25 protein-coding genes and 1 tRNA gene are annotated in these 26,525 nt (G+C 69.7%); 18 read left to right on the forward strand and 8 right to left on the reverse strand.

What is annotated here, in order from left to right:
* Positions 1–140: 140 nt before the first annotated feature.
* The 5 genes from AB0H36_RS41495 to AB0H36_RS41515 form a co-directional block, all read right to left on the reverse strand.
* The gene (locus tag AB0H36_RS41495; protein ID WP_360536432.1) at positions 141–2,018 is read right to left on the reverse strand and encodes a phosphoenolpyruvate carboxykinase (GTP); all 1,878 of its coding nucleotides are present in this window, start codon (positions 2,016–2,018) and stop codon (positions 141–143) included.
* 326 nt (positions 2,019–2,344) lie between these two features.
* Positions 2,345–3,574 carry a hypothetical protein gene (locus tag AB0H36_RS41500; RefSeq protein ID WP_360536434.1) on the reverse strand — a complete coding sequence of 410 codons (1,230 nt, stop codon included), beginning with the start codon at positions 3,572–3,574 and terminating at the stop codon, positions 2,345–2,347.
* On the reverse strand, positions 3,571–4,158 hold the full coding sequence (locus AB0H36_RS41505; RefSeq protein ID WP_360536436.1) for a hypothetical protein: 588 nt from the start codon (positions 4,156–4,158) through the stop codon (positions 3,571–3,573). The genes AB0H36_RS41500 and AB0H36_RS41505 overlap by 4 nt, the downstream gene beginning before the upstream one ends.
* A 106-nt stretch (positions 4,159–4,264) precedes the next feature.
* Entirely contained in the window at positions 4,265–4,537 is a 273-nt protein-coding gene (locus AB0H36_RS41510) for a hypothetical protein (RefSeq protein ID WP_360536438.1), read from the reverse strand.
* 17 nt (positions 4,538–4,554) lie between these two features.
* On the reverse strand, positions 4,555–4,776 hold the full coding sequence (locus AB0H36_RS41515; protein ID WP_360536440.1) for a hypothetical protein: 222 nt from the start codon (positions 4,774–4,776) through the stop codon (positions 4,555–4,557).
* 163 nt (positions 4,777–4,939) lie between these two features.
* On the opposite strand from AB0H36_RS41515, the gene AB0H36_RS41520 reads away from it, so the two are divergent.
* Positions 4,940–5,012: transfer RNA gene (locus AB0H36_RS41520), tRNA-Arg, on the forward strand.
* Between the two features lie 136 nt (positions 5,013–5,148).
* Positions 5,149–6,765 carry a tyrosine-type recombinase/integrase gene (locus AB0H36_RS41525; RefSeq protein WP_360536442.1) on the forward strand — a complete coding sequence of 539 codons (1,617 nt, stop codon included), beginning with the start codon at positions 5,149–5,151 and terminating at the stop codon, positions 6,763–6,765.
* 104 nt (positions 6,766–6,869) lie between these two features.
* On the opposite strand, the gene AB0H36_RS41530 is transcribed toward AB0H36_RS41525, so the two are convergent.
* The 3 genes from AB0H36_RS41530 to AB0H36_RS41540 all read right to left on the reverse strand — a co-directional run bounded on the left by AB0H36_RS41530 (position 6,870) and on the right by AB0H36_RS41540 (position 9,118).
* Positions 6,870–7,430 (reverse strand): flavoprotein, encoded by a 561-nt coding sequence (locus tag AB0H36_RS41530; protein WP_360536444.1) that lies wholly within the window; start codon positions 7,428–7,430, stop codon positions 6,870–6,872.
* Positions 7,427–8,650 carry a helix-turn-helix transcriptional regulator gene (locus AB0H36_RS41535; protein WP_360536446.1) on the reverse strand — a complete coding sequence of 408 codons (1,224 nt, stop codon included), beginning with the start codon at positions 8,648–8,650 and terminating at the stop codon, positions 7,427–7,429. Before AB0H36_RS41535 ends, AB0H36_RS41530 begins: the two co-directional genes overlap by 4 nt.
* Before the next feature lie 123 nt (positions 8,651–8,773).
* Positions 8,774–9,118: a GntR family transcriptional regulator gene (locus AB0H36_RS41540; RefSeq protein WP_360536449.1), complete on the reverse strand. Its 345-nt coding sequence runs from the start codon at positions 9,116–9,118 to the stop codon at positions 8,774–8,776.
* A gap of 118 nt (positions 9,119–9,236) precedes the next feature.
* Between AB0H36_RS41540 and AB0H36_RS41545 the strand changes: the two genes are divergently transcribed.
* The 16 genes from AB0H36_RS41545 to AB0H36_RS41620 all read left to right on the forward strand — a co-directional run bounded on the left by AB0H36_RS41545 (position 9,237) and on the right by AB0H36_RS41620 (position 26,525).
* Positions 9,237–9,482 carry a helix-turn-helix domain-containing protein gene (locus tag AB0H36_RS41545; RefSeq protein ID WP_360536451.1) on the forward strand — a complete coding sequence of 82 codons (246 nt, stop codon included), beginning with the start codon at positions 9,237–9,239 and terminating at the stop codon, positions 9,480–9,482.
* Positions 9,483–9,673: 191 nt separating this feature from the next.
* Positions 9,674–10,006: a hypothetical protein gene (locus AB0H36_RS41550; RefSeq protein ID WP_360536453.1), complete on the forward strand. Its 333-nt coding sequence runs from the start codon at positions 9,674–9,676 to the stop codon at positions 10,004–10,006.
* Entirely contained in the window at positions 10,003–10,518 is a 516-nt protein-coding gene (locus AB0H36_RS41555; RefSeq protein ID WP_360536455.1) for a Pycsar system effector family protein, read from the forward strand. The genes AB0H36_RS41550 and AB0H36_RS41555 overlap by 4 nt, the downstream gene beginning before the upstream one ends.
* Entirely contained in the window at positions 10,518–12,806 is a 2,289-nt protein-coding gene (locus AB0H36_RS41560; RefSeq protein WP_360536457.1) for a type IV secretory system conjugative DNA transfer family protein, read from the forward strand. Before AB0H36_RS41555 ends, AB0H36_RS41560 begins: the two co-directional genes overlap by 1 nt.
* Positions 12,803–13,384, forward strand: coding sequence for a hypothetical protein (locus AB0H36_RS41565; RefSeq protein ID WP_360536459.1), 582 nt, complete (start codon positions 12,803–12,805; stop codon positions 13,382–13,384). Before AB0H36_RS41560 ends, AB0H36_RS41565 begins: the two co-directional genes overlap by 4 nt.
* Positions 13,381–14,091, forward strand: a complete 711-nt coding sequence (locus AB0H36_RS41570) for an RRQRL motif-containing zinc-binding protein (RefSeq protein WP_360536461.1) — start codon at positions 13,381–13,383, stop codon at positions 14,089–14,091. The genes AB0H36_RS41565 and AB0H36_RS41570 overlap by 4 nt, the downstream gene beginning before the upstream one ends.
* Entirely contained in the window at positions 14,091–14,846 is a 756-nt protein-coding gene (locus AB0H36_RS41575; protein WP_360536463.1) for a hypothetical protein, read from the forward strand. The genes AB0H36_RS41570 and AB0H36_RS41575 overlap by 1 nt, the downstream gene beginning before the upstream one ends.
* Positions 14,843–16,267, forward strand: a complete 1,425-nt coding sequence (locus AB0H36_RS41580; protein WP_360536465.1) for a DUF2637 domain-containing protein — start codon at positions 14,843–14,845, stop codon at positions 16,265–16,267. Before AB0H36_RS41575 ends, AB0H36_RS41580 begins: the two co-directional genes overlap by 4 nt.
* A 244-nt stretch (positions 16,268–16,511) precedes the next feature.
* Positions 16,512–21,173 carry a MobF family relaxase gene (gene mobF, locus AB0H36_RS41585; protein ID WP_360536467.1) on the forward strand — a complete coding sequence of 1,554 codons (4,662 nt, stop codon included), beginning with the start codon at positions 16,512–16,514 and terminating at the stop codon, positions 21,171–21,173.
* A gap of 334 nt (positions 21,174–21,507) precedes the next feature.
* Positions 21,508–21,669 (forward strand): hypothetical protein, encoded by a 162-nt coding sequence (locus AB0H36_RS41590; RefSeq protein WP_360536469.1) that lies wholly within the window; start codon positions 21,508–21,510, stop codon positions 21,667–21,669.
* The gene (locus AB0H36_RS41595) at positions 21,666–23,210 is read left to right on the forward strand and encodes a DNA cytosine methyltransferase (protein WP_360536470.1); all 1,545 of its coding nucleotides are present in this window, start codon (positions 21,666–21,668) and stop codon (positions 23,208–23,210) included. The genes AB0H36_RS41590 and AB0H36_RS41595 overlap by 4 nt, the downstream gene beginning before the upstream one ends.
* A gap of 165 nt (positions 23,211–23,375) precedes the next feature.
* Entirely contained in the window at positions 23,376–23,624 is a 249-nt protein-coding gene (locus tag AB0H36_RS41600) for a hypothetical protein (protein WP_360536472.1), read from the forward strand.
* Between the two features lie 26 nt (positions 23,625–23,650).
* Positions 23,651–24,466: a hypothetical protein gene (locus tag AB0H36_RS41605; protein ID WP_360536474.1), complete on the forward strand. Its 816-nt coding sequence runs from the start codon at positions 23,651–23,653 to the stop codon at positions 24,464–24,466.
* A 34-nt stretch (positions 24,467–24,500) separates the two neighbouring features.
* Positions 24,501–24,725, forward strand: a complete 225-nt coding sequence (locus tag AB0H36_RS41610) for a hypothetical protein (protein ID WP_360536476.1) — start codon at positions 24,501–24,503, stop codon at positions 24,723–24,725.
* Entirely contained in the window at positions 24,722–25,642 is a 921-nt protein-coding gene (locus AB0H36_RS41615) for a bifunctional DNA primase/polymerase (protein ID WP_360536478.1), read from the forward strand. The genes AB0H36_RS41610 and AB0H36_RS41615 overlap by 4 nt, the downstream gene beginning before the upstream one ends.
* Positions 25,643–25,787: 145 nt before the next feature.
* Complete coding sequence (locus tag AB0H36_RS41620; RefSeq protein ID WP_360536480.1) at positions 25,788–26,525, forward strand: phage Gp37/Gp68 family protein; 738 nt, start codon at positions 25,788–25,790, stop codon at positions 26,523–26,525.

Below are 26,525 nucleotides of genomic sequence, written 5' to 3' on the forward strand. Positions count from 1 at the left end.
GCGCGAGGGTGCCCAGTGCGTACGCCAGGTTCTTGCCGCTGGTCGGGTCGGCCGTGGGCCCGGCGCCCCCCCCCCCCGCCCCGGGCGCCGCGCTTTCCGTCCGACGTGCCGGCTTCCGAATCGGCAGGTCGGAGTCTGGGTCAGCCGAGCCGCGCTCGCAGGTTGTCGAGCTCGAGCTTCAGCGTGGCTGGAACCTTGTCACCGAGCTTGGCGAACCACTCCTCGATCAGCGGCAGCTCGGTCCGCCACTCGTCGGCGTCGAACTTCAGCGCGATCGCCAGCTCCTCGTCGGTCATGTCCAGGCCGGACACGTCCAGCGCGTCGGCGGTCGGCACCCGGCCGATCGGGGTCTCGACCGCGGCGGCCTGGCCCTCGATCCGCTCGATCACCCACTTCAGCACCCGGCTGTTCTCGCTGAACCCGGGCCAGACGAACTTGCCGGCCTCGTCCTTGCGGAACCAGTTCACGTAGAAGATCCGCGGCAGCTTGGAGGCGTCGTGCTCCTTGCCGACGGTCAGCCAGTGGTCGAAGTAGTCACCCGCGTTGTAGCCGAGGAACGGCAGCATCGCCATCGGGTCCCGCCGTACGACGCCGACCTCGCCGACCGCGGCCGCGGTGGTCTCGGACGACAGCGTCGCGCCCATGAACACACCGTGGTCCCAGTCCCGCGACTCGGTCACCAGCGGCACCGTGGTGGCCCGGCGGCCGCCGAAGATGATCGCCGATATCGGCACGCCGTTCGGGTCCTCGTACTCGTCGGCGATGATCGGGCACTGCTTGATCGGGGTGCAGAACCGGCTGTTCGGGTGGCTCGACAGCTCGCCCGAGTCCGGCGTCCACTCCCGGCCCTTCCAGTCGGTCAGGTGGTTCGGCGGGGTCGGCGAGTAACCCTCCCACCAGACGTCACCGTCGTCGGTGAGCGCGACGTTCGTGAAGACCGAGTTGCCCTTCTCGATCGTGCGCATCGCGTTCGGGTTGGTCTTCCAGCCGGTACCCGGGGCCACGCCGAACAGGCCGAACTCGGGGTTCACCGCGTACAGCCGGCCGTCCGCGCCGAACCGCATCCAGGCGATGTCGTCGCCGAGCGTCTCGACCTCCCAGCCCTCCAGGGTCGGGTCGAGCATCGCCAGGTTGGTCTTGCCGCAGGCGCTCGGGAACGCGGCCGCGATGTAGTGGACCTTCTTCTCCGGCGAGATCAGCTTCAGGATCAGCATGTGCTCGGCGAGCCAGCCCTCGTCCCGAGCCATCGCCGACGCGATCCGCAGCGAGTAGCACTTCTTGCCGAGCAGCGAGTTGCCGCCGTACCCGGAGCCGTAGGACCAGATCGCCCGCTCCTCGGGGAACTGCACGATGTACTTCTCGTCGTTGCAGGGCCACGGCACGTCCTTCTCGCCCTCTTGGAGCGGGGCGCCGACGGAGTGCAGACAGGGCACGTAGTTCGCGTCGGTGCCCATCTTCTCGAGTACGTCGGCGCCGGTGCGGGCCATGATCCGCATCGACGCGACCACGTACGCGGAGTCGGTGATCTCGACCCCGAACATCGGCTTCTCCGCGGTCAGCGGGCCCATGCAGAACGGGACGACGTACATCGTCCGGCCGCGCATCGAGCCGCGGTACAGCCCAGTCATCAGGGCCTTCATCTCGCCCGGGTCCATCCAGTTGTTGGTCGGACCGGCGTCTTCCTCGTTGACCGAGCAGATGAACGTGCGCTGCTCGACCCGCGCGACGTCCGACGGGTCGGTGCGGACCCAGAACGAGTTCGGCTTCTTCTCGTCGTTCAGCCGGACCATGGTGCCGGCCGCGATCAGCTCGTCGGTGAGCTGCGCGTACTCCGCGTCCGAGCCGTCCATCCAGTGGATCCGGTCCGGCTGCGTCAGTGCGGCGACCTCCGCGACCCAGGCCAGCAGGCCGGCGTGCTTCGTCGGGGCGTCAGTCAGGTCGTAGGCCTCGGCTTTGAGGGGCTCCGGGTCGGCGGTGGCGTCGGCTTCGGTATGGGTCGGGCTGGCGGTGGTCGTCATCGGCGGCTCATTCCCTCTCGGCTGTCGGGCCCGGCGGCCGGCCTGCCCCTCGACGCTGAAGGGAAGGTACGGCTCCGGCCGCCGGGGTCTCCGGCGGTGCGATCCAGCTGGCTGGCGGTGTGATCTGTCGCATACCAGTGCGTCCAGTGGACATATACCAGTGTGCAAGTGGTACTAACGGTACGCGACTCGAACGCGTGGTGAGAACCAGGAGCATGTGAGCCCGCTCACAAAGTTTTCGCGACAATCGCTTTCCGGTGAACCTTGTGAAAATGAGAACGGCCCGCGCTGGATGCGCGGGCCGTTGCTGAAGATTCTTCGGCGGATCAGCTGGTCTGCCGCCAGATGTCGTTCACGATGCGCTGGACGTCCGCTTCCTCTCCGGCGACGCCGGTGGCCATCACCCCGACCAGCCACCACTGGCCGCCACTGATGAAAGCGTGCGTCATCGTCAGCGCGTACACCTTCGTCTTCTGAGAGTCACCCTGCTCGGTGAACCAGGTCCTCGGTTCCTTGGCAGTCTCCGGCGCGGGCGCCGTGAATGCGGCCGTCCAGGCCTTGTCGAACGCGGGCCGGTCGGCCATGCAGGCGGCCAGGTCCTTGCACGGGTGCAGCGCGATCCGGGCGTCGAGCGTCCCGCGCGGCCGGTCCCTCATCGCAGCGGTCTGCACGCGGCGGTAGATCGCCTCGCCGGACTCACCGAGCGAGCTGACCTCGGGCGGCCGCGGCCACCCGAACGCGAACGGGAGCCCGCCGGTCAGGACCGGCTGCACATCCGCGCCGGCCGGGTACGTCGCACCGAGGACGCCGGGGGCACCGGTCGGAGGCTTGTACTTCGCGGTCGTGATCCGCGGGACACCGGGGAGCATGACCGACGGCGGGAGAGGGCTCGGGGTGACCGCGGCAGGCACAGCCTCGACCGGCTCGTCCTTGACCGCGCTGCCGATCGTGGAGCCGATCGAGTACGTGACGGTGAAGACCAACAAGACGATGATCACGGCAACGACGTAGACCCAGGTGCCGATCTTGTGCCGGTACTCGCGGGCGAGCTCGACCTTGGACTGCCGTGGTTTCGCGGGCTGCAGCGCCGCCTCCATCGCGCTCTGCAGGGTCTGCTCACCTGGTGGCTGGGCTGCGGGGGACGGCGGTTGGTCTTGCGGGGTTGCGGCCGCCGGGGGGATGGCGCCGTACCCGCTGAGCTGGGAGCGGACCGCCTGCAGGGACTCCTCGTCGTTGCCAAGGACGCCGTCGAGTGGGTCGATCAGCCGCTCGGCGCCGGACTGGCCGGGGATCAGCTGGGTGATCGCGTATGGGCGGTCGGTGCTGAAGTTCGCGGCCCACAGCGGCGTTTGCAGCTGCCCGGGCTCGAGTGCGGCGCCGCGGCCGGCCTGCACGAGGCGGTCACGCACGACCTCGTCCCGTGCGCCGGTCTCGCTCAGCAACAGCGCGACGACCTCCATGCCGGTGAAGCTGCGGCCGCGCCACAACTCCGCCAGCGGATGCGCCAGCAGCTGCTGGTCGAACTCGTAGCCGGGGATCTGCGGCGTGCTGTTCACTTCGTCTCCCAGATCGCGCGGTCCGCCAGCACCAGCGCCGCCTGCTCTGCGCTCTTCTGCTCGACCGGGTAGGCCGTGTAGTCCACGTTGACGACCACATCGCCGCGCTGCACGATTGCATGAACCGACCACGACTGGCCGGCGATGCCCCGCGCGGTCGCGCTCAGCTTGGTCGGGTACGGCCGGTCGGCGACGGCGTCGAGCGGGCTCCGCTCCCACGTCCACTTCGCGTTCTGCGCCGGGTTCAGCGGTGCGCGGCCTGCGCCGAAGTCCCGGCCGCCGTACGGCGTGATGGTCAGCTTCACCACCGCGGCGGAGTAGGTGCGCTGCGAGCGGGGATCGGCCTGCGCGGCGCAGGTGATCACCGAGGTCCCCGCCTGGGTCAGCGAGACCTCGCCCTTGGATGCCTGGGGCAACAGGCTGGACACGTCGCCGATCCGCTCGCACACGTCGGCCGGCAGCTTGCGGGCCGGCACGATGTCCTCCGGCTGCACCGGGTCACCGAGCGCGAACCCGATCCCCGCCCCTGCGACCACGGCGACCCCACACGCGATCGCCGTACCCCGCACCAGTCGACTCGCCATGCCCGCGACCTTAGTCACGCAGAGGTCCTCCCTTGCCCGTCAACGACGCGTCGTTGGACGAGTGCAGGGAGCAACCGGTTCCCTCTTTGTCAGTTTGGTCAGTTTGTCAGTCGAGGAGAGTCTGGACCGATCCGCCGGACTCGGACAGCTTCGTCCCGAGGCCCTTGAGCGCGTCGCCGACTGTGGCCAGGATCCCCGACAGATCCTGCAGATTCCCGGCCAGGCTCTCGATCTCGGTCGCGACCCCGCCGACCTGCCCGCTCCCGTCGTTCAGCTTCTTCGCCGCCGCGTCCCCGATCCCCGGGATCTTGTCCAGCTCACCCGCCAGCCCCGACAGCATCCCGGCCGCGTCCTTCAGCTTGTCCTTGGCCGAGTTCATCGTGTTCGCGCTCCCGGTCAGCGCCTGCCGCGCCCCACCCTCCCGTCGTCCCCGACCAGCGTCCCGGCCGCCTTCGCCGCCTGCTCCCCCGCCTCGGCCAGCCCCGACCCGACCGTCTTCAGCAACTCCGGCAACTTCCCGATGAGCCCCACCGCGTCGTCCGGCAACCCCCGCACCAGCTGCAGCACCTTCTCGAAATCGTCCGAGTTCTCCATCACGAACCCGACCGCCTTCTTCACGTCCCCCAGATCCCGCCCACCCAGCTAGTCCTCAATGCCCATGCCCCGGATCGTAGGGCCGCCGCCCCTCCCCACCCCGCCCGCCGCACCGCCCGAAACCCACCCGTCGAGCCCGATTGGCCTACACCGGCCCCCGCCATGTATCGTTACTCGTCGTTGTCCAGCGCTCGTAGCTCAACGGATAGAGCATCTGACTACGGATCAGAAGGTTGGGGGTTCGAATCCCTCCGAGCGCGCCCCTCAAGCCCAGGCAGAAACCCCTTCTGACCTGGGCTTTTTCGTGCCCTGACCGTCCTTGTCGCCTGACTGCACGCGCGTCAACTCTGGGCATGGGCATGGCGCTGGGCATGAACGGTCTCGTACGATCGCAGCGTGGCTACGAAGAGTGCCCGCAAACATCGAGGCAACATCGAGGAGCGCGGCGGCGCATACAGGGTGCGGGTCTATGCCGGCGTCGATCCGGTCACCAAGAAGCCTGTGTACCTCAGGGAGACCATCGCCGCCGGACCGGACGCCAAACGGAAGGCTGAGAAGGCGCTCACCAGGCTTCAGAACCAAGTTGACGAGAGACGTGCGCCGCGGACATCTGCCACTCTCAACCAGCTGCTCGACCGCTACTTCGAAGTCGGACTCGACGTCGCCCCTGGAACCCGGCGGGACTACGCCAGCAAGGCGAGCAAGCACATCCGCCCGATTCTCGGATCGACTCCGATCGCGCGGATCCAGGCCGACACGCTTGAGTCGCTGTACGCCGACCTCCGGCGCTGCCGGGACCACTGCCACGGTCGGGACTACATTCAGCACCGCACTACGCACCCGCACGTCTGCGACGAGCACGGTGCGTCTGGGTCGTGCGAGCCGTTCGATCCTGCATGCCGCAGGTGCAAGCGTATGTGCAAGCCACATGAGTGCAGGCCCTACAAGGCGTCAGGGATTCGCACGGTCCACTGGATTCTTAGCGGTGCCTTCGACGCTGCAGTGCGGTGGGGATGGATCGGCGTCAACCCTGCAAACGTGGCCAGAAAGCCAGCCATACCGACAGCCAAGCCGGGACCACCAACTGCCCAGGAGGCCGCCCAGCTCGTGAACGAGGCGTGGGCACGAGGACCGGACTGGGGTGTCTTCGTCTGGACCGCCATGACCACAGGTGCACGTCGTGGCGAACTCTGCGCGCTCCATTGGTACCACCTAAAGCTCGACAACAGCGTCGTTGTCATCGAGCGGGCGATCGGGAAAGGCGAGAACGGCGAGTGGGTCGAGAAGGACACCAAGAGCCATCAACACCGCAGGATCGTGCTTGACGAGGAGACCACGGGAATTCTCCGCGAACATCGAGCCCTAGCTGAGGCCCAGGCCGAGGAACTCGGCGTCAAGATGGACGACAGGGGCTATGTCTTCTCCCTCGCGCCGAATCACGGAACATTCCTAGACCCGAGCACGACGACCCACCGGTTCGAACGTATGGCGCGCCGGCTCCGTATCGACAGCACGCTTCACAAGCTCAGGCACTACTCCGCTACAGAACTGCTGAATGCGGGCGTGAACATCAGGGCCGTGGCGGGCCGGTTGGGGCATGGCGGTGGCGGAGCTACAACACTCCGCGTCTACGCTGCTTGGCTGGCTGAGGCGGATCAACGTGCCGCGCCGGCCCTCGCCGGTCGTATGCCTGCACGCCCGGCTGGAGTTCTCGCTAACGGCGCTGTCGGCCGCGCAAGCTCCGACATCGCCGAAGAAGGCTCGACACCGCGCGGCCCGTACATTCAGATCGCTCGAGACCTGCGCGGAGCCATTAGATGCGGGGTGCTGGGTGTGGGCGACGTTCTACCGCCAGTCAAGGATCTTGCGCGCAGATACGGCGTCGCCGTCGGTACCGCTCATCGTGCTATCGCTCTGCTGGCGGACGAGGGATTCATTCAGACGTCACGAGGTCGACGCCCCATCGTCCTGGAGCAGGGGGGCGGCGCGTCCAACGTCAAGCTTCAGGAGTGACCGAGTCGTCTACCACCTGAGAGAGCGCGGCGACCTGATGCCTGGCTCCAAGCCGAACAACGATCAGCTCACTTTGATATGACGCCTACTCGGCTGCCCAATGTTCACGCCGCACCGATTGCAGCGGCCTCGATCGCAGCGCGGATGGCGCGCCAAGGGAGTTCTTTGTTCGGCGCGCTTCGAGGCGCGTGAAGCGGCCAAACGTCCTCGCCGTAGACCAGGTGGACGCCAGCGCCAGCCAATGCGGCGAGATGGTGCTCCCATGCGGGTTGACCAGCGTGCGCTGCGTTGATCCGCGGAAAGATGACGACCGGTGGGCGGCCGCCCCCGATCGCCTCGCACAGTTGGGTGAGTGCTTGGCTGTCGGCGATGCCAAGCGCGAGCTTGGCTACTAGATTGGCGGTCGCCGGCACGGCCGCGTAGCAGTCCACGGCAGGATGCGGGCTAGTCTCCTGAGGTAGCCGCGGTGCGCTACGAACCGGCAGACCGGTGACGGCTTCGATCTTGCCGAATTCCCCGGTCGCCTCTAACCATGTTGCGGCGGTTGGAGTGAGCGTGACCGCAACAGTCCACCCGCCTTCGAGCATTGGTTCGATGAGTTCCTCGCGGACGTGCTCAATTCCGCCGGCCGCTGCACAGACCAGTCCGAGAGTGCGTCCGCTCATTGAACTGCCCTACAGCGCTCGGCGAGGGCCAGCACCTGTGCTCCCCGACCACCGGCAATCGGGGTCCGCCGGTGGATTTCTCGTACGATCTCGCGCACAGCGGGATTATGGCGCACAAGCTGCGGGGATTTTGCCTCTGCATCGAGGAGCGCGGCAATTGCCTCGTCGTCTTGAGCCGAGTAGCTATGTGCTCGCGCGATGTCGATGCCGTGTGCGACCTGGCGCACCGTCGGAAGTACCGATGAGTCGACGCGGGGGCCGTGTTCGGTCACATACGCGACGTCGCCGAGATCGAGAGCAGCGGACAACCGGTGAAGCATCACATTCGTCGGACCGAAGGAGGTTTGCCAGTAGTTGGCGTCCGCGCCGAGACGCTGAGCAGCCGAGTCGGCAGCAGCCAGGAGTTCATTGGCGGTCGCCCTATCGTTGCGCCTAGCGGCAGCCGTGGCCATACGGAGATCGAGCATGCCGAGCAAGCTCAAAGCCGCCGGGTCCATGTCTCGGACATTCGTGGTCAGCCACGAGCGCGCGGTTTGTCCCAGTTGGAGTGCGTCATCGTATCTGCCGACTGCTAGCAAGGCGTGTGTGCCAGCCCTCGCAGCAGACGCGAGCACAAGTGGATCGTCCGAGTTATCCGCTGCGTTCATCGCTCTCTCAGCCGCGATCCACGACAGGTCAGATTCCCCGATCTTGGTGAGAGTCGTTGCAGCGAGGTGATGGATGCGAGCCGAGACCGCTGATCCGCGACCACTGCCATTCGCCTCTGTTTCGAGAGCTTGAGCGGCGCGGATGAGCTCGGGCAACATTTCGACTGTGCGCCCGATGCGGCCGAGCTGATAATGCTCCCAGGCTCCTTCGGTCAGGTTTGCGACCTGCTCGATGTCAGGCGCCCGACCGAGCTGGTCGTTCGGGAACAAGACCCGCGAGAGCCTGCGAGGAGCCATTAGCGCGTCGCGGATCGCCGGCACGTCGTCGTGCTGGTGATCGTCCTCGAGAAGGACGGGCTGACCAAGCAGGTCGCCGAGCGACACCCGTAGCGCTGACGCGAGCTCCGCGAGTACGTCTAGCCGACGAATCTCCCGTTCGCCCCGCTCGATCTTGCTTAACCAGTCTTCGGTCCGCCCCACCAGGCTTGCCAGCACCGACTGGGTGAGGCCGCGACGAACACGGTAGAACGCGACCCGTTCCCCGATGCTGAGGTGATCGCCGGCTCCGCGCATACCGACAACGATAGGCCAGCGCCCCAACGACCTACCCGGACACTTTGTCCGGGTCGTGTCGTCTACTCCAGTGTCCACTGGTTCTCATGAACTCACCAGCCGCCGCTAGTCGTACTGACCTCACTAGTTCGCGCTGTCATCATCCATACCCAGGCGTCGCTCGACAGCTGCGAGTCTGCGCCGCAGATCCTCAACAGTCTCTCGGAGTTCACTCGCGCCAGTGTCCTCAGGGGGACTCTTCGGCGACGCCGCGACGAACACCCCTCGACCCTGCTGGCTATGCACGAGACCTTCCGCCCGTAGTTGGTCAACGGCCTTCTGGGCAGTCATGACAGCGACTCCCCACTCCTTGGCGAGTTCGCGCCCGGACGGAAGCTTCGTGCCAGCCGCCAGCTCGCCGGTCAGGATTGCACGGCGTACGCCGTCAGCTATCTGGACGTAGGACGGCCGGGGGTCGTTGATCTTCACCTGCACACCCCAACCCTAATCGACCTAGGTATCTAGGTCAGTCCCCTGTGAACTGTTGTGTAATAAAGTGACCTAGATTAGGCTAGGTGACATAGACCAGCCCTCAAGGAGATACGAAATGACAGACGTCAACTCCGTCGAGAAGTCACGGAAGTTCCTCAGCATCACCGAGGCGGCCGAGATCCTCGGCCTGTCGAGGATGACGCTCTACCGCGTGATCGCGGCGGGCGAGTTCCCAACTGTGCGCGTGGGCCGGCGGCTATTCGTGCCGGGCCGAGCGCTTGACGACCTCGTGGCTGCTGCGATCGCGAGCGGCGGTGTGGTGGATGCCGCCGAGTGGCGGCCGACAGAGGTCGCCGGATGAGCCCGCGGTCCACCGCAGGGCGCAGACAAATCCCGGACCGGCCCCGTACGGGCGCCAACCAGAACAGGGCCGGTTCTCCCATCACTCAGGTACGAGTTCGAGAGGTCTACAGCATGACTGACGCAGTGCAGAGTGGCACGGAGTGGGTGCCGCCGATTGGAATGTTGGAGGTTCCGGCTGGGCATGCCGCGGTGATTCGCGGCCTGTTCGCGCTGGCCGCGTTCGTGGCGGCTCACTCGGAGCTGCCGGCGCCGCGGGTGGAGGCCAGTTTCTCCACCGCGCTGCTCGACCAGTGGAGCGCTAAGCGGGCAGTGGTCGATCAGGTTGCCGCCGCGCTCGGCAAGACCGCGACCGACAAGCCGGAGGTCGGCTTCTACGAGGTCGAAACGCGGTTCGGCCCGGTTCGCGTGGGCTCTACCGCGATCACCGCTGACCAGATGGCGGCGCACAACGCTTTCATGTCGTACAGCGACAGCGTGCAGCCCGCGCAGGCTCCCGCCGATGCGCCAGGTGGTGCGCGATGAACGAGCGTATCCAGCTGGATTTGGTGTGGCGGATGCATGACTCGGCCGCTGCGGCGATCGACAAGGCGGACACGAAGGCCGGTTTCGCGGCGACGGTGGAGACGGCGCTGACGGCGGTGGTGCTGACGCTGGTGTCGCAGTCGCACAGCGACCCGCTGCTCGCGCGGGTGCTGTTCGGTGTCGCGCTGGTGGCGCTGGCGGTCGCGCTGGGGTCGGCGCTGTTGGTGGTGGTTCCGCGGTTGCACCGCCCGGCCGACGCTTCGGCGCCGGGGGAGTTCTTGTACTTCGGCGCGGTCCGCAGCCGCCCGGTCGGCCAGCTGATCGGCGAGCACATCGACCCGCTGTGGGCGGGCAAGAAGGTCGCCGACCCGTTGGTGGCGGTGACGCACCAGGCCAAGCGGCTGGCCGACATCGCCTGGACCAAGCACCAGTGGCTGCGGATCTCGTTCGCCACGGCCGTGGTCGGGGCTGTGTTCGCGGTGGCCGGTGTGCTGATCGGGGGTGCGCGATGATGCGGCGCCCGACCAAGACCGAGGGCGTGATGGTGCCCCGGTTTACCGCAGCGATGGTGTTGCTGACGGCAACTGGTGTCGCGGCGGTCGCGTGGGACCGGACCCCGGCGCTGACGGAGACCGGGTACTGGGCGGCGGCGACCGGTGTGGTCGGTTTGGCGACCGCGGGGCTGTTGTTTTGGCGGCTGATGCACGGCCCACTGGTCGCGGCACCGCTGTGGGTGCTGCTGGCCGGCGCTGCCGGTGTTCGCCTACACGCGCCGGGCGGCGCGGCCGGATGGGTCATCGCGGCCGGTGTGCTGCTACTGATCACTCTCGGCCTGGTGGCGGTGAACCGCCCGGTCGGCGGAGGCGTCGCGCTCGCGGCGTGGCTCACGTACACCGGGTTCGGGCTGCGGGCGCTGCCCGCGTCGGTGGAGGCCTCGGCCCATTGGTGGCAGCTGCTGGCCGCCGCGGTCGTCGCGGTGCTGGTGACGGCGGGGTTCACGCTGCGGTCGCGGTCCAGCTCGCGCGGGCTGCTGCGCCGCCTCGGCCGGGCTGGGCGTGTGACTGACGGGCTGGCGTCGGGGTGGGATGTGCGGCGGGTGTCGTCGGCGCGGATGCTGCGCAAGAAGGCCAAGATCGTGCGCCCTTCGCTGGGCGAGGTTCCCGCGTGGAGGCGGCGGTTCGTGCCGCTCACGCAGATCGGCGCGACCGTGGCCACGGTCGGCTGGGTCAAGGTCCGCTCGAGCGCGGAGGACCACACGCTGACGGTGGCCGGGCCGCGCGCGGGCAAGACCGGGCTGATGATGAATCATCTGCTGGACGCGCCGGGCGCGGTGATTGCCACTTCCACGAAGACCGACATCCTCGACATCACCCGCACCCAGCGCGGCAAGCGTGGCCCGGTGTGGGTGTTCGACCCCGACGGCCTGACCGACGACGGGTCCACCATCACCTTCGACCCGCTGACCGGCTGCACCGACCCTGGCGTGGCGATGGACCGCGCCTCGGACCTGCTCGACGGCGTCGGCGCCAAGTCCGACGACGCCGAGCACTGGCTCAACCTGGCCCGGCAGGCGTTGACCGCGCTGCTGCACGCCGCTGCGCTCGGCCCGTACACGATGGCCGACGTTCAGCGCTGGATCGCGCACCCCGACGACCAGGCCAAGTCCGACGCGCTGTGGGAGCTGCGGGTCGCGAACGCGACCGGGTTCGAGCAGCAGGCGATGCAGTTCTTCACCAACAACGAGCGGACCCGATCCAGCATCTCCACCACGATCATGCCCGCGCTGAGCTGGCTGTCGGTCCCGACCGCTGCCGCCGCGGCAGCACCGGGTGGGGTGCCGTTCGATGTGGAGCGGCTGCTGGCGGAGACCGGCACCGTCTACCTGCTGGGTGCCGAGGACAAGAAGACCGCGCCGCTGGTCACGGCGCTGACCGCGCACATCGCCCGACAGGCCAAGGCCCTCGCGGTGCGGACACCGGGCCGCCGGTTGGACCCGCAGCTGACGATGGTGCTGGACGAGGCCGCGCTGATCTGCCTGATCCCGCTCGACCGGTGGACCGGCGACTTCGGGTCCCGCGGAATCACGCTGCACATCTCCGCCCAGTCGCGCGCGCAGCTGCGTGACCGGTTCGGCGAGGCCGCCACCGGCGCGCTGCTGACCAACGTGACCACGAAGGTCGTCCTGGCCGGCACCAGCGACGACGACGATCTGCAGTTCTGGTCCACGCTGTGCGGCGAACGCCTGGAGCAGACCGCGACCAAGGACCGCACCACCGGCGGAGTGTCGATCAGCGACCGCCGCGTCCCGGTCCTCACCCCGGGCCAGGTCGCACAGCTGCGCACCGGGCAGGCACTGATCATCACCCGCGGCATGCCGCCCGCGATCGGCCGCGTGAAGATGGCGTGGAACCGCCGCGACCTGCGCACGGAACGGTTCCACAACCACCACACCGTCCAGTGGACCAGCCGCCAGCTGACCGCGCTCGAGAACCGCATCGGAGCCCGGCTTCTCACCGACACCACCTGGCTCCGCGACCAGCTGCTCGCCTGGATCGACCGCGCGACGGCCGCACGGCAGCGCCTGACCGCGTCCGTCGTACGACGGATCACCACCGCCACCGCGGCGAGCCTCGACGCTGCGGTGTCGTGGCTGGAGGCCAACGACCCGGCCCGCGAACTGGTCGCCCGGGTCCGGCTAGCCGCTGCGATGCGCAAGGCCCGCATCGCCCTCACGAAGCGTGACACGGGGCGCGACACGGGAACGCAGCCGAGCACCGACCACCAGGAGGTGTCCCGATGAGTTCCCTGCTGAGGCTCATCCGCGGCACGCGCCCTGCGGCGACTGCGACGGCCGAGCAGCGCGAGCTGCGCGAGCTGCGGGCGCAGGTCGAGGACATGCGCGCCGATGCCGCGCGGCTGCGCACCGAGCTGCGCGCGGAGATCAAGGCCGCAGAGCGTCGGGCTGGGCTACGTGCCGCGGGTGCGGTCGAGGATCTCTGCGACCTGGCCAACGTCGTTGGCTTTCTGGTCGGCCGCTCGCCCCTGAGCATCGACGTGCGGAGCGCTGTTGCGAACATCATGGCCAGCTGCGCCGGCCTGACGGTCGGCGCTCGGGTCCGGGTGGCTGTTCCGGAGTTGGACCCAGTCGCGTCCGCTGGACGTACCGGCACCGTGCGCGAGCTCGTGCCGGTCAAGGGTTTCCCGGCGAAGGTGTACGTCGAGATGGACGAGCCGGGCTGGGCTGCCTTGCTGTCGTTCATGAACGTCGACGTGAACGGTGTGCGGCTGGAGGCCGCGGTCGACGATCGCGGTTACCTCGTGGTGCCGTTCCCGGACCGGGCGATCTGCGACGGCGGATGGATCGAGGCGATCGTATGACCGCCCGCTCCAACCCCGCAGGCGGGGTCGAATGGGTCGAGTTGTGGGACGGACGGCGCTGGCCGGGCCGGGTCCGCAACGGCCTGCCCGAGTTCCGGTTCGGACAGGCCCCGTCCGGGCTGTCCACCCGGCGACAGCTGCGCGAGCGCGGCCTGTCTCGTGGTGGGCAGGAGCCGTTCGCGCGGTTGACGTGGAAGCGCGATCGGCGGTTCGCGTGGCTGTACGTGGATGACAACGCCAAGACGAAGCGGACCCCGAGCGAAAAGCAGCTGGCCGCCGTGAACAAGGCCCTCGCGGCGCGGAAGGTCTGCGCCGAGTGCGGCCCGGTCGATCACTGCGTGCGGACGACCGACCAGCTGTGCGGCGACTGCCACGCCGCCGGTGTTACGCCGACCGACCAATCGCCGGCCGGAACCGGCGGGTGGCGCACCGTCCAGGCCTGGCAGGACGAAGCCGGCGCCGACACCGACGACGAGCACCACGACGACACCACCGAGCGAAAGGACAAGGCCCGTGCCGCGGCTGCCCGGGCCGCCGAGGCACTGGCCAGCACCGAGGCACGGCTGGACACCGCCGCCCAGGTGGCGGCCGGTGCCGAGCGGGACGAGCAGCTGGCCCGCTGGCATGCCGAGGACGAGGCTTCCCGCCTCAGCGCGGAGCGGGCCGACAGGAGCCAAACGGAGTGGGACGAGAGAGGAGTGGCCTGATGCAGCACGACGACGAGAAGGACCCCGGCACCGCCGCCCTCGCGGCAGTCGCCGGCCTGGCCCGCTCGGTCGAGTCGCTGACCCGCGACGTGGCCGCCATGAAGAAGGGTCTGCAGCAGACCGCGTCGAAGACCGCCGTTGCCCGGCTGAACGACACCGTTGCCTCGCTCGGCAACACGGTCGCCTCGTTCGAGGACCTCTTGACCCAGCTAGCGGCCGGTCCCGGCACCGGCCGCGGGAAGGCAGCCGACGCCAGCTCGGTCGAGCCGGTGCGGTCGTGGCTGCGGCTGCCCGAGGACGACGAAGCCGCTGTGCAGTCGCTGCTGAGCGAGCTGCTGCCATGGATGGAGGCCACCTACCTGCGGTACGCGACCGCGCGGGAGAGCTTGCCGCCGTGCTGGCTGTGGCACCCCGAGATCGTTGAGGAACTGCTGTGGCTGATGGACGCCTGGACGACCGCCTACGACAGCGACGAGGCGTCGAACAAGCTCGTCGGTGACTGGCACGACCGCCAGCGCCCCGGCGTCACCCGCCGCATCGGCGAGTACGCCCCGGCCTGCGACGTGCTCGCTCACCGCGACACCGCCGGCCAGACCGCGGTCACGGTGCCGCTGGCGGCCGACGCGGACCCGTTCGTGACCTGGTGGGCCACCAGCCGCGACACCCACGGCCCCGCGCCCACCCCCGAGCAGATCAAGGCCGGTCGCCGCGGCGGCCTGACCGCCGTACCCGACACCGCCGGAGGCCAGCGATGACCACCCACACACTCAACATGCCTGACGTGTTCGAGGCGGGCACGGTGACGTGGCCGATGCTCGCCGCCGGCGCCGCCGCCCTGCTGATCCTGGCCGCGGTCGTCACCGCTGTCGTGTGGGCGGTCCGGCGGACCGTCGCCACGATCACCGCAGCGGTCGCGGGCGGACGGCTCACGACCCGGAGGGTGCTGATCGTCGTGGCGGTCGTCGCCGCGCTCGGGGTCGCCGGGATCGGTGGTGCCCGCTCGTTCGGCGCGGTGTCGGAGAAGTTCGACAGCCCGCTGGTGCCGCTGGTGGCCGACGGCATGATCGTGGCCTGCACCGCGCTGCGACTCGCTGCGCTTACTCGCGGGTGGCGGATCCCTGGCGCGCTGGTCACGACCTATGTGTTCATCGGCGGCACCGTGTGGCTGAACATCGACACCGCCCACGGCATCGCGGACGCGGTCGCGCACGCCCTCGCCCCGCTGGCCTACGCCGTACTGGTCGAGATGCTCGCGCACCTGCTGCGCCTGCACATGAAGCTCGCCCAGCCCGCGAAGCCGCGGCTGTCGGCGCTGACCTGGTGCACGTCCCCGGTGATCACCACCCGGGTGTGGCTGCACCTGTCGCGGACCGGCAGCGACGACCCGGCCGCCGCCCGGGCGCTCGTGCAGCAGGTCGTCCGGATGGCGTCCCGGCTGGCGACGCTGTGCCCGAGCCACAGGCTGTGGCCGTTCGACGCTGCCCGCGGCGCCCGGACCGCTGCCTTGCAGACGATCCGCGACGGGCTGCTGTCGGCCAGCGAACTCGCCGCGCTCCTACCCGCCGCCGGGCGGCTCACGCCGGGCGAGCTGCTCGCTCTGGTCGACACCGCCGCGCTCGGCCTGACCGTCGACCGCGCCGAGGAGACCGACCGGGACCGCACGCCCGACCGGGCCGCGGACGGGCAGGTCAGTGCACCGGTGTGGCTGATCGCGTACCTGCTCGGTGCACTGTGCACCGGATCGACCGGTGCACCGGTGCACGCCGAGACCCGCACCGCACCGCCCGCACCGGTGTACCCACCGCACCGCACCGATGACCGCACCGGCAGTCGCACCGAACCGGTCGCGGCCCAGGTCAGTGACGAGCGCACCGATGACGAATTCCTGGCGATGGTGCGCGAGCACTCCGCGGCCGAGCACGCCGGCGGGCCGATGAGCCAGCGCGCGATCCGGCGCGTCACGGGCGTCGGCAGCGACCGCGCCCGGCGCCTGGCCGAACTCGCCGGGTGGGCCGAGCCCACCACCACCGGCAGCGACTCACAGCCGCCTGCCCAGCAGGTCCGAGGACAGCTCCAACTCGTCGCCGAGCCCGGCGAAACCACACCGGACAACCACACCAGCGACACCGACGACGCCACCGCCAACCGCGAACTCGAAACGAGCAGCAGCCGATGAACAGCCCAAGCACCACCCGATCAGCAGCCAGTCACCCAGACAGGAACGCAGCCGAAGCGACCATGACCCAGCCGACGATCCAGCAGCAGCCAGCAGGCAGCAGCAAGACCAAAGAACTCAGATCACACCTATGCATCACGATCAAGTGGAGCCGTCACTCCGCTTCGCGTCGTCGGCAGTGCCCGGGCTTCGCCCTGCGCAACAGCGCCGGGCGCGGCTCGGCCCGAGTCGCCGGAGGTGCCTCGTGCTGAGCGTGCGCAGCGGCCACCGGGCCGACTACCTGACGGGCGCGGTGGCGTCCGGGCGGGAGAACTACTACACCGGCGCGGTCGCGGCCGGTGAGCCGCCGGGGCGCTGGTTCGGCAAGGGCGCCGATGCGCTCGGCCTGACCGGTGAGGTCGACGCGCAGGACATGACAGCGCTGTACGAGCGGTTCATCGACCCGCGCGACGACGCGTTCCGCGACCCGGCCCGCTGGGACGAGGCCGAGACCCTCGGCCACACCGGCCGCAACTACAAGACCGAGGAGCAGGTCTACGCCGACGCACTGGCCAAGGAGCCCGGTGCGGACGCGGAGCGCCGCACCGAACTGCGTGCACTGGCGGGCAAGTCGGTGCGCAAGAACGTCGCGTTCCATGACGCGACGTTCTCGGTGCAGAAGTCGGTGACGGTGCTGCACACCGCCTTCGAGGCCCAGGAGGTGCAGGCGCTCGGTGCGGCCGAGGCGGCCCGCGGTGCGCTCGCGGAGGCGCACCGCACCGGTGACGCCGGCGCGGTGCACCAGTGCACGCAGGCGGTGCACCGGGCCGAGACCGAGGCCGCGTCGTGGGGGCAGTACCGCCAAGCGGTCGAGGACGCGATCTGGGCCGGGAACCGGGCCGCCCTGACCTACCTGCAGGACAAGGCCGGTTACACCCGCGTCGGGCACTGGGGCGGCGCCGCCGGCCGGTGGGACGACGCCCACGACTGGACCATCGCGTCGTTCTTCCAGCACGACAGCCGCGACCACGACCCGCAGCTGCACATCCACAACGCGATCCTGAACCGCGTGCAGGGAACCGACGGCAAGTGGCGCACCGTCGACGGCGAGGCGCTGCACCGCTACCAGCCCGCCGCCGGCGCGGTCGGTGAGCGGGTGATGGAGCACCACCTGGCCAAGGCGCTCGGCGTCCGGTTCGAGATGCGCCCGGACGGCAAGGCCCGCGAGGTGGCTGGCATCGACCAGGCCGTGATGGACCTGTTCTCCTCGCGGCGCAAGGCGATCACGAAGAAGACCGCCGCGCTGGTGCGCGCGTTCGAGGCCAAGCACGACCGCGTGCCGAACAACCTGGAACTGGCCTACATCCAGCAGCAGGCGGCGCTGGCCACCCGCAAGGCCAAGTCCCACGACGGCGAGACCGTCGAGCAGCGGCTGGAACGGTGGGATCGCCAGCTGCGCGCCGAGGTCCGCGGGGGACTCGGCAAGGTCGCGCAGAACGTGCTCGCGACCACCGGCACCGCGCCGGATCCGGAGACGTTCAACGAGGCCAAGGTGCTCGACATCGCGCTGGCCGAGATCCAGCACAAGCAGGCCGAGTGGGAGGCCCCCGACCTGACCCGCGAGATCAGCAACGCGCTGCCCGACGACCTGGGCGACCGGACACCGGTGCAGATCGTGGAGCTGCTCGACCAGCTCACCGAGGAAGGTCTGCGCAAGGCGGTCGTGCTGGCCGCGCAGCGGCCCGGCGAGACGATGCTGCCCGCCGAGCTGCGCTTGGCCGACGGGACCTCTTCGTACCGGGCACCCGGCGGCACCCGCTACGCCACCGGCGACCACCTGAAGGCCGAGCGGCAGCTGGCCCGCGCGGGATATGCCCGCGGTGCGGCGCTCGTGCAGCCGCACCTGGCCGAGGCGTTCTGCAAGCAGCTCGCCGAGGCGGGTCTCCAGCTGGGCGCCGATCAGGAGGCGGCGGTGCGCGGCATCCTCACCTCCGGCGCGAAGGTCGAGACGCTGATCGGCCCGGCCGGGACCGGCAAATCCCGCGTCGTCGGCGCCCTCGCGAAGGCCTGGGAGGACCCCGACCTGTGGTTCGGCGAGCAGCACCGCATGATCGGGCTCGCGGCCTCCCAGGTCGCGACCGAGGTGCTGGCCGGCGACGGCGTCACGGCCAAGAACATCACCCGCTGGCTGATGACCCAGCAGCACATCGCCGACGGCTCCGCCAGCCGCGAGGAACTGGCCTGGCAGCTGCGCGACGGTGACCTCGTCGTCGTGGACGAGTCCGCCATGGCCGCGACCAGCGACCTGGCCACCATCAACCGGCTGTGCGACGAGGCCGGAGCCAAGCTGCTGCTGGTCGGGGACCACCGCCAGCTCGCCGCGGTCGGCGCCGCCGGCGGCATGGAACTGGTTGCCTCCGGCGCCCAAACGCACGAACTGACCGAGACCCGCAGGTTCCGGGCCGACTGGGAAGGCCCGGCGTCGCTGCGGCTGCGCGCCGGTGACCAGACCGTGCTGGCCGAGTACCACAAGCAGGGCCGCATCCTCGACGGCGGAACCATCGAGCGCGCCCAGCGCACCGCCGCCGACGCCTGGCTGGCCGATCACCTCAGCGGCCTGCACTCGCTGCTGATCGTGGACACCAACGACCAGGCCGCCCAGGTCAGCGCGCAGCTGCGCGCCAAGCTCGTCGAATACGGCCGCGTCGATGACACCGCCACCGTGCTTCTCGCCGCGCAGGGCACCCACGCCGGCGCCGGTGACCTGATCCAGGCTCGCCACAACGACTGGCGACTCGCCAGCTACAAGGACAACCGGCGGGCCGTGTTCAACCGTGACGAGTTCGAGGTGCTCGAGACCCGACCTGACGGTGGGCTGATCGTCGCCCCGCTGGAGCGCGGCACCCGCCGCCGCGTCCCCGGGGAGACAGTGGAACTGCCCGCGCGTTACGTGCGCGAGCATGTCGCGCTGGGCTACGCCGCGACCGTGCACTCGTCGCAGGGCCTCACCGTCGACACCGTGCACTCGGTCACCACACAGAGCACCTCGCTGTACGCGCTGTATGTGGCGATGAGCCGGGGCCGGGTCGCGAACACGGCGCATGTGGTCACCCAAGCGATCGCGGCGACCGCGGAGGTCGGCGAAACCAAGACGGCGGCGAAGCGGTCGCCGCTGACCGTGCTCGGTGCCGCGTTCGACCTCGACCGGCCGCAGATCTCGGCGCTGCAAGCCCAGGCCGAGGCCGCCGCCGAGGCCGGTCACCTGCGCACACCGGCCGAACTCCTCACCGACGGCATCGCGGTGGCGACCGCCGGCCGCTGCGCGCAGTGGCTCGATGACCTGACCGAGCAGGGCCTGCTCACCGCGCCGCAGCGCGCCAAACTCGCCGCCGAGGACGGCGCCGGGACCCTGGCCACCTTGCTGCGGCGCGCGGAGCTGGCCGGGAACGACCCGCGCCAGGTGCTCGCCGACGCGGTGGGCGCGCGGACGCTGACCGGAGTTCGCCGCCTGTCCTATGTCCTGCACGACCGCATCACCAAGACCACCCGGCTCGAACCGGCCGGAGACAACCACGTCGCCTGGCTGCCGCGACTCGAGGACGAGGCCTGGTCGAGCTATCTGCACCAGCTGGCGGCCGAAGCCGACCAGCGCGCCGCGACCATGGCCGAAGAGTTGGCCGCCGACGCGCCCTCCTGGGCAGTCCAGGCGTTCGGCCCGGCGCCGGCCGATCCCGCGGGCCGCGCCGCGTGGGTCGAGCGCGCCGCGGTCGTGGTCGCCCACCGCGAGCTCGCGGGAGTGACCGCGGACGACGCCGCGCTCGGTCCGGCGCCGAAGCCGGGCCAGGTCGAGGCCTATGCCGCGTGGCGGGCCGCATGGCGCGCGCTCGGACGGCCCGACACCGACCGGGCCGAGGCCGAGATGTCCAACGGCCAGCTCCGGGTCAGGGTCCGCGCCTACGAGCGCGAGAAGGCGTGGGCGCCACCATCGGTCGCCGAAGAACTCGCCGGAACCCGGCAGCACGCCGACGATCAGCGCCGCACAGCAACCCTTCGCGAGACCGAGGCCGCCGCCAGCAGCGACCCGGAGACCGCTCAACGACTGCGAACCCAAGCCGCCGAAGCCAGGGCGCTCGCACAGGCACTCGACGCCCGCGCGGCCGAGCTGGGAAGCGCCGACCAAGCCCGAGCCGAGTGGTACGCCCACACCGCCGCCACCCGCGAAGCGGCCCGGCGCGCCGCCGACGAACTCAAGGAACGCGGCATCGACAACTCCGACGACGGCCTCACCACCGAGGAATGGCTGGCCGACCGGCACGCCGCCGACCAGGGCGAGGACGCCCACCGCGAGGTCACCGACGAGCACGAGCTGGCCGACGTCGCGCAGCAGCGCGAAGCCGACACGATCGAGGCCGTGCCCGGGGATGAGTTCGTGGAGGCGGAACTGGTCAACGACCAGCTAGCCAGCAAGGCCGAGGTGGCCGCTGTCGCTGCCGACGAGATCCCGGACGCGGAAATCGTTGCCGACGACAACACGCACGCCTCCGAGGCGCGCAGCGACGGTGACGCCGACCGGGCCGAGTCGGCCGAGGACCGTGCGGTGCTGGAGCGCCAGGCGCCGGTCGACATTCGCGAGGCCGCGGCCGGCGAGGAGCCCGTTGCGGAGTCCGACACGCCGCGGGTTCCGACCGCGGACGAGACCGCCGAGGCGGTACGCCGAGCCCAGCGGGCACTGATCGAGATTCAGCACCGCCGCGCAGCCGAGGAACGGCACGACGACGCCGAAGCCGAAGCGCGGGCCGAAGAACTCACCCGCTGGCACGTCGACGACACCCGCGCCGATCGCGGCAGGCCGGCACCGGCCCGGTCCGTCGAGCGCGCCGCCGAGGACAGCGGTCCGGTGATGGAACTGGGCAGCTACGACGACTAGCGGCTACGCGTAGTCCAGGCTCTCCCGCCCCTGGCGGGCGGGAGAGCACCCCGGCCTCCGGCCGGGACGAAATCCCTTCTCCGGCTGGGGTTGGTGGGCAGCTACCAGACCGGCCCCCTCCACCCGAACCGGTCCCCAAAGTTCTCGCCTGATGGACGGCGGCGCTCGCTGCGCTCGCTTGTTTCCTTGTCCACCAGCCGAGAACTTTCGGAACCGCTTCGCGCGGAGCCTCTAGCCGGTCCGGTAGGCGGCAGTAGCCGGCAGGCCCCAAAGGACGGGGCTGCCGCCACACAAGCCCACCAGCGGCAAACGGACCAGTCGCAAGGAGACCACCGTGAAGAAGCAAGCCACCACCGGCCGCGAGACCTGCACCGCGTCGTGCAGCGTCAAGAACCACGCCCACTGCGGATCGCGGCAGTGCTGCCCCCACCTCTACACACAGACCGGCGGACGCAAGACCACAACCACCACCGGCCGCAAGGCGGGTGCCCGATGACCGCCACGCTCACCGACCTGTTCTGCGGCGCGGGCGGCTCGAGCACCGGCGCGATCCAGGTTCCCGGTGTCACGGTCCGGATGGCTGCGAACCACTGGAAGCTCGCTGTGGCGAGCCACAACGAAAATCACCCACTGACCGACCACGACTGCGCGGACCTGTCCCAGGTCGACCCGGCCCGCTACCCCCGCACCGACATCTTGTGGGCCTCGCCGGAGTGCACCAACCACTCCCAGGCCAAGGGCAAGAAGCGCAATGTGGACGCGATGCCGGACCTGTTCGGTGACACGCTGCCGGACGAGGCGGCCGAGCGGTCGCGGGCGACGATGTGGGACGTGGTCCGGTTCGCCGAGCACCACCGCTACTCCGCCATCGTGGTCGAGAACGTGGTCGACGCCGCGCTGTGGGTGCTGTGGCCGGCCTGGCGCTCCGGGCTGGACGCGCTCGGCTACTGCACCCACGTCGTCTACCTCAACAGCATGCACGCCCAGGCCGGCGGGCTGCCCGCACCTCAAAGCCGCGACAGGCTTTATGTGGTCGCGCACCTGCGCACGACGACCTGCCCTGACCTGAACCGGTGGACCCGGCCGCAGGCGTACTGCACCGGCTGTGACGCGACGGTGCGGGCGATGCAGGCGTGGAAGAAGCCCGAGCGCACCTGGGGCCGCTACCGGGCGCAGTACGTGTGGCGCTGCCCCAACGTTGCCTGCCGCAACCAGGTGGTCGAGCCGGGCTGGCTCCCGGCCGCTGCCGCGATCGACTGGAGCTTGGTGGGGGAGCGGATCGGGGACCGGACGAGGCCGCTGGCCGACAAGACCATGGCCCGGATCCGCGCCGGACTGGCCCGCTACGTGAAGCCGGAGCTGCTGGTGCCGGTCGAGGGCCGCGCCGGCAAAACCGCCGCCCCGATCTCGGAGCCGATGCGGACCATGACCACCCGCAACGAGACCGGACTCCTGGTCCCGGCCGGTGGCACCTGGAACGAGACCGCGACCCCGCTGACCGACGTGATGCGAACGAGGACCACGCGTGAGTCGGAGGCGCTGGTGGTGCCGCTGCGCAACAACAACACGACCAAGCAGGTGTCGGAGCCGTTCGACACGTTCGCTGCCAACGGTAACCACCACGCGCTGCTGATGCCCTACTACGGCCACGCCACCACCCGACCCACCAGCGAGCCGCACGGGACGTTCACGACCCGGGATCGGTACGCGCTGATCATGCGCAACAACGGATCGCGCCACTCGGGTGCGGAGATGTGCACCCCCGCGACCGAGACGCTGCGCACCCTCACCACCGCCGGGCACCAGTCGCTGCTGGAGCCGCAGACCGTGGCGGTGGAGGACTGCCTGTTCCGGATGCTGGAGCCGCACGAGGTCGCCGCCGGAATGGCGTTCACGCCCGGCTACGTGGTGCTGGGCAACAAGCGCGAGAAGGTCCGCCAGCTCGGCAACGCCGTCACCCCACCCGCCGCCCGCGATCTGATCGCCGCCGTAGCCGAAGCCCTCGGACACGACCTCGCCGACCTGAACGCCGCCTGACGAGCTGGTGGGATCGGCCTCGCCCGCCGACCCCACCAGCTGGGGGCGGCCGCGCATGCCGCCCCCACCAAGCATCCAAACAACACCGGAACCGGCCCCGCAACCAGCGCCGCCGCACCGCACATGACCGAACAACCCCAGACCCGACGAGCTAGGAGACCGCACATGACTGAACAGAACACCGGCCTGACGCTCTACCTGCTGACCCGCACCGACGAGATCGACTACCAGGAGCCCGACGCCCAGGTCGTCATCGCCGCCGACGAAGGCCAGGCCCGCCGGCTGGCGATGGGTGACCTGTCCAAGGACCAGCAGCTGTCCTGGCTCGACCCGCAACGGTCCGCCTGCGTCGCGGTCGCGAAGGTCGCCGCCGGCGGCCCGGGGCACGTGCTGACCGCCCACGCCCCCTCCTGACCCCAGAGAGCCCGAGGAGAATTTCCATGACCACCACCAGCAGCCCCGAGGGACCGGACGACTTCCAGGTGGCCGTGACCGCGGTCACCCACGCGATCCGCGCCATCAACGCCAACCAGCGCCCAGGTGACGGCGCCGAGTTCATCACGCACCTACTCGCCACAGTCGCCGCCAACCTCGGCAGCAGCGAAGCCGTGACCGCCGGACGCCCAGGATCGTGGGAAGCCGCCGGCGTCGGCGACCTGCTGCGCTCCACCGTCGGGTACGACGACGAGTACCTGCTGACCTACCGCACCGAACCGGTCGAGATTGTGGTCAACAGCGTCTACGAGCTGGACGACCTCGGCATGTTCGAGACCTACGAGGCCAGCACCAACCACATCGGCCAGACGCTGTTCGGCGACGGCTGGACCCCGTCGCGCGACCGGTTGACCCTGGACCAGTTGGAGCAGATCGAAGACGCCGAAGGATTGCTCGCCGAGCTCGAGCACAGGGATCGCATCGACTACCAGCAACGGTTCACCGCGGCCGTCCAAGCCCGGCTGGAGCAGCTGCGCAACGACGACCCGGACCGCTTCCCCGGCCACCTGACCGTGACCGTCCGGTTCGCCGACGAAGACCCGAACTACCCCGCTAGCAACGACGATCTGACCGACGGGTGGGGCAGCGACCTGGCCAGCGTCCTCTACCAGCACGCCCGCGAAACCACACCACTGCCCGGCAGCGACACCGCACCGGACTGGGCAGCCGGCCAACGCCACGCCACCACGCTCCTGGCCGCCGGGCACTGGCCGCACCTGCGCATCCCCACCCTCGCCCACTACGGCACCCCAACCCCCTAGCACTGACCGTCGGCGAGAACAGGAGAACCACGTGATGACGATCAAGGTCAGGCTGTCCGGAGAACCCGACGAGATCGACGCGATGATCACGCACCTCAGCGAAGCCTTCGAGGTCGCCGGCGGGGACCGCGCCTACCCGAACCGGGGATCGTTCGGTGTCCGCGTCTACCTCGAAATCCGGCCCCGCCCCGACCAGCCGACCGCTCGCCGCGTACGCAGCGAGCGGGTACAGCCGCACCGTCAGGAGATCGAACCGTGAACCCCACAAAAGACCGCAGGGCAAGGCCGAGGCGGATCGGGGCTCGAGGAGAAGGACCCGACCGGCTGGCCCGGTCGGCGCACTGGCACGCCGCCCGCGGCCTGGCCGTGTTCCCCCTCCGACCCGGCTCGAAGACCCCCGCGATCGAGGACTGGCCGCACCAGGCAACGACAGACCCCGAGCAGCTCACCCGCTGGTGGCGGGAAGCGCCGTACAACATCGGCGTCGCCACCGGCCCGTCCGGGCTGCTGGTGATCGACCTGGACCGGCCCAAGCACGGGAGCGAGACCGTGCCCGAACCCTGGCACTCCCGCGGTGCCACCTGCGGGCGCGACGTGCTCGACCAGCTCGCCGACGACGCGGACCAGGCCATGCCCCGAACCTGGACCGTCACCACGCCCTCGGGCGGACGTCACCTCTACTACCGGCAACCCGACGGCACCGAACTCGGCAACACTGCCGGGCGACTCGGGTGGAAGATCGACACCCGAGGCCACGGTGGCTACGTCGTCGGCGCCGGATCGGTCCTGGGGGGACAGCGATACCGCGCGGATGTGATCCGCCGCCCAGCCACGCTCCCTGACTGGGTCATCCTCGCCCTGACCGGGCCCGACGCACCCCCGATCACACGCCCGGCAGGCAACCCCCGAAGGTTCGGCGCTGCGTACGGGCTGAAAGCGCTCACCGGCCAGCTCGAACACCTGCTGAGCTCCACACCCGGTCGCCGCAACCATGACCTGAACGGATCGGCCTACGCGCTCGGCCGTGTCGCGGCCGCCGGCGCGCTCGACGCTCAGACCGTACGTGACGAGCTCCTGTCCGCCGCGCTGCGGATCGGGCTCGGCCGCCGAGAAGCGCAGCGCACGATCGAGTCCGGCCTGAGCGCCGGGCTTCGACGACCGCGAGGCACGACGTAGAGAAGTAACTCAGGACCAGAACGTCTCCTCCCGCCCGCCATCGGTCACGCAGTTGGCTGCGTGTATGTTCGCCCGAGCTACGGATGGTTGGGGTATAGTCGGCATTAATTAATCGAACACATGTTCGGTTGGGGGAAGAATATACATGGCTGCCACCGGAATTGAATGGACAGAGGTCACCTGGAATCCGGTTACGGGATGCGATCGCGTCGCGTCGGGATGTGACAACTGTTACGCGCTCGCACTCGCGAAGCGGCTGAAAGCGATGGGTGCCGAGAAGTACCAAAACGACGGGGATCCCCGGACCTCCGGACCAGGCTTCGGCGTCACGATCCACCCCAAGGCTCTCGACCAGCCATACCGGTGGCGGGGGTCGAAGCTGGTGTTCGTGAACTCGATGAGCGACCTCTTCCACGCCAGGGTGCCGATCGCCTTCATCCGGGACATATTCGACGTTATTCGCGACACGCCTCAGCACACCTATCAGGTGTTGACCAAACGCGCCCGCCGGCTGGAACGCGTCGCCGAGCGGCTCGACTGGCCGGGGAATCTCTGGATGGGGGTGTCGGTCGAGTCCGCCGACGTCCTGGACCGCGTCGACCAGCTGAGGACCGCGCCGGCCAGCACGCGGTTCCTCTCCTGTGAGCCCCTGCTGACCGCGCTGCCGAACCTTGATCTCACCGGCATCGACTGGGTGATCGCCGGTGGCGAGTCGGGCCCGCGGGCGCGACCGATGGAGTCCGCGTGGGTCGAGGACATTCGGGATCAATGTGTGGCCGCGGACGTGGCGTTCTTCTTCAAGCAATGGGGCGGCCGCACGCCGAAGGCGCACGGCCGCGAGCTGGCCGGCCGCGTCTGGGACGAAATGCCGGTCACCGCCTGA

This window comes from Kribbella sp. NPDC050820, assembly GCF_040653975.1.
GTDB lineage: Bacteria > Actinomycetota > Actinomycetes > Propionibacteriales > Kribbellaceae > Kribbella.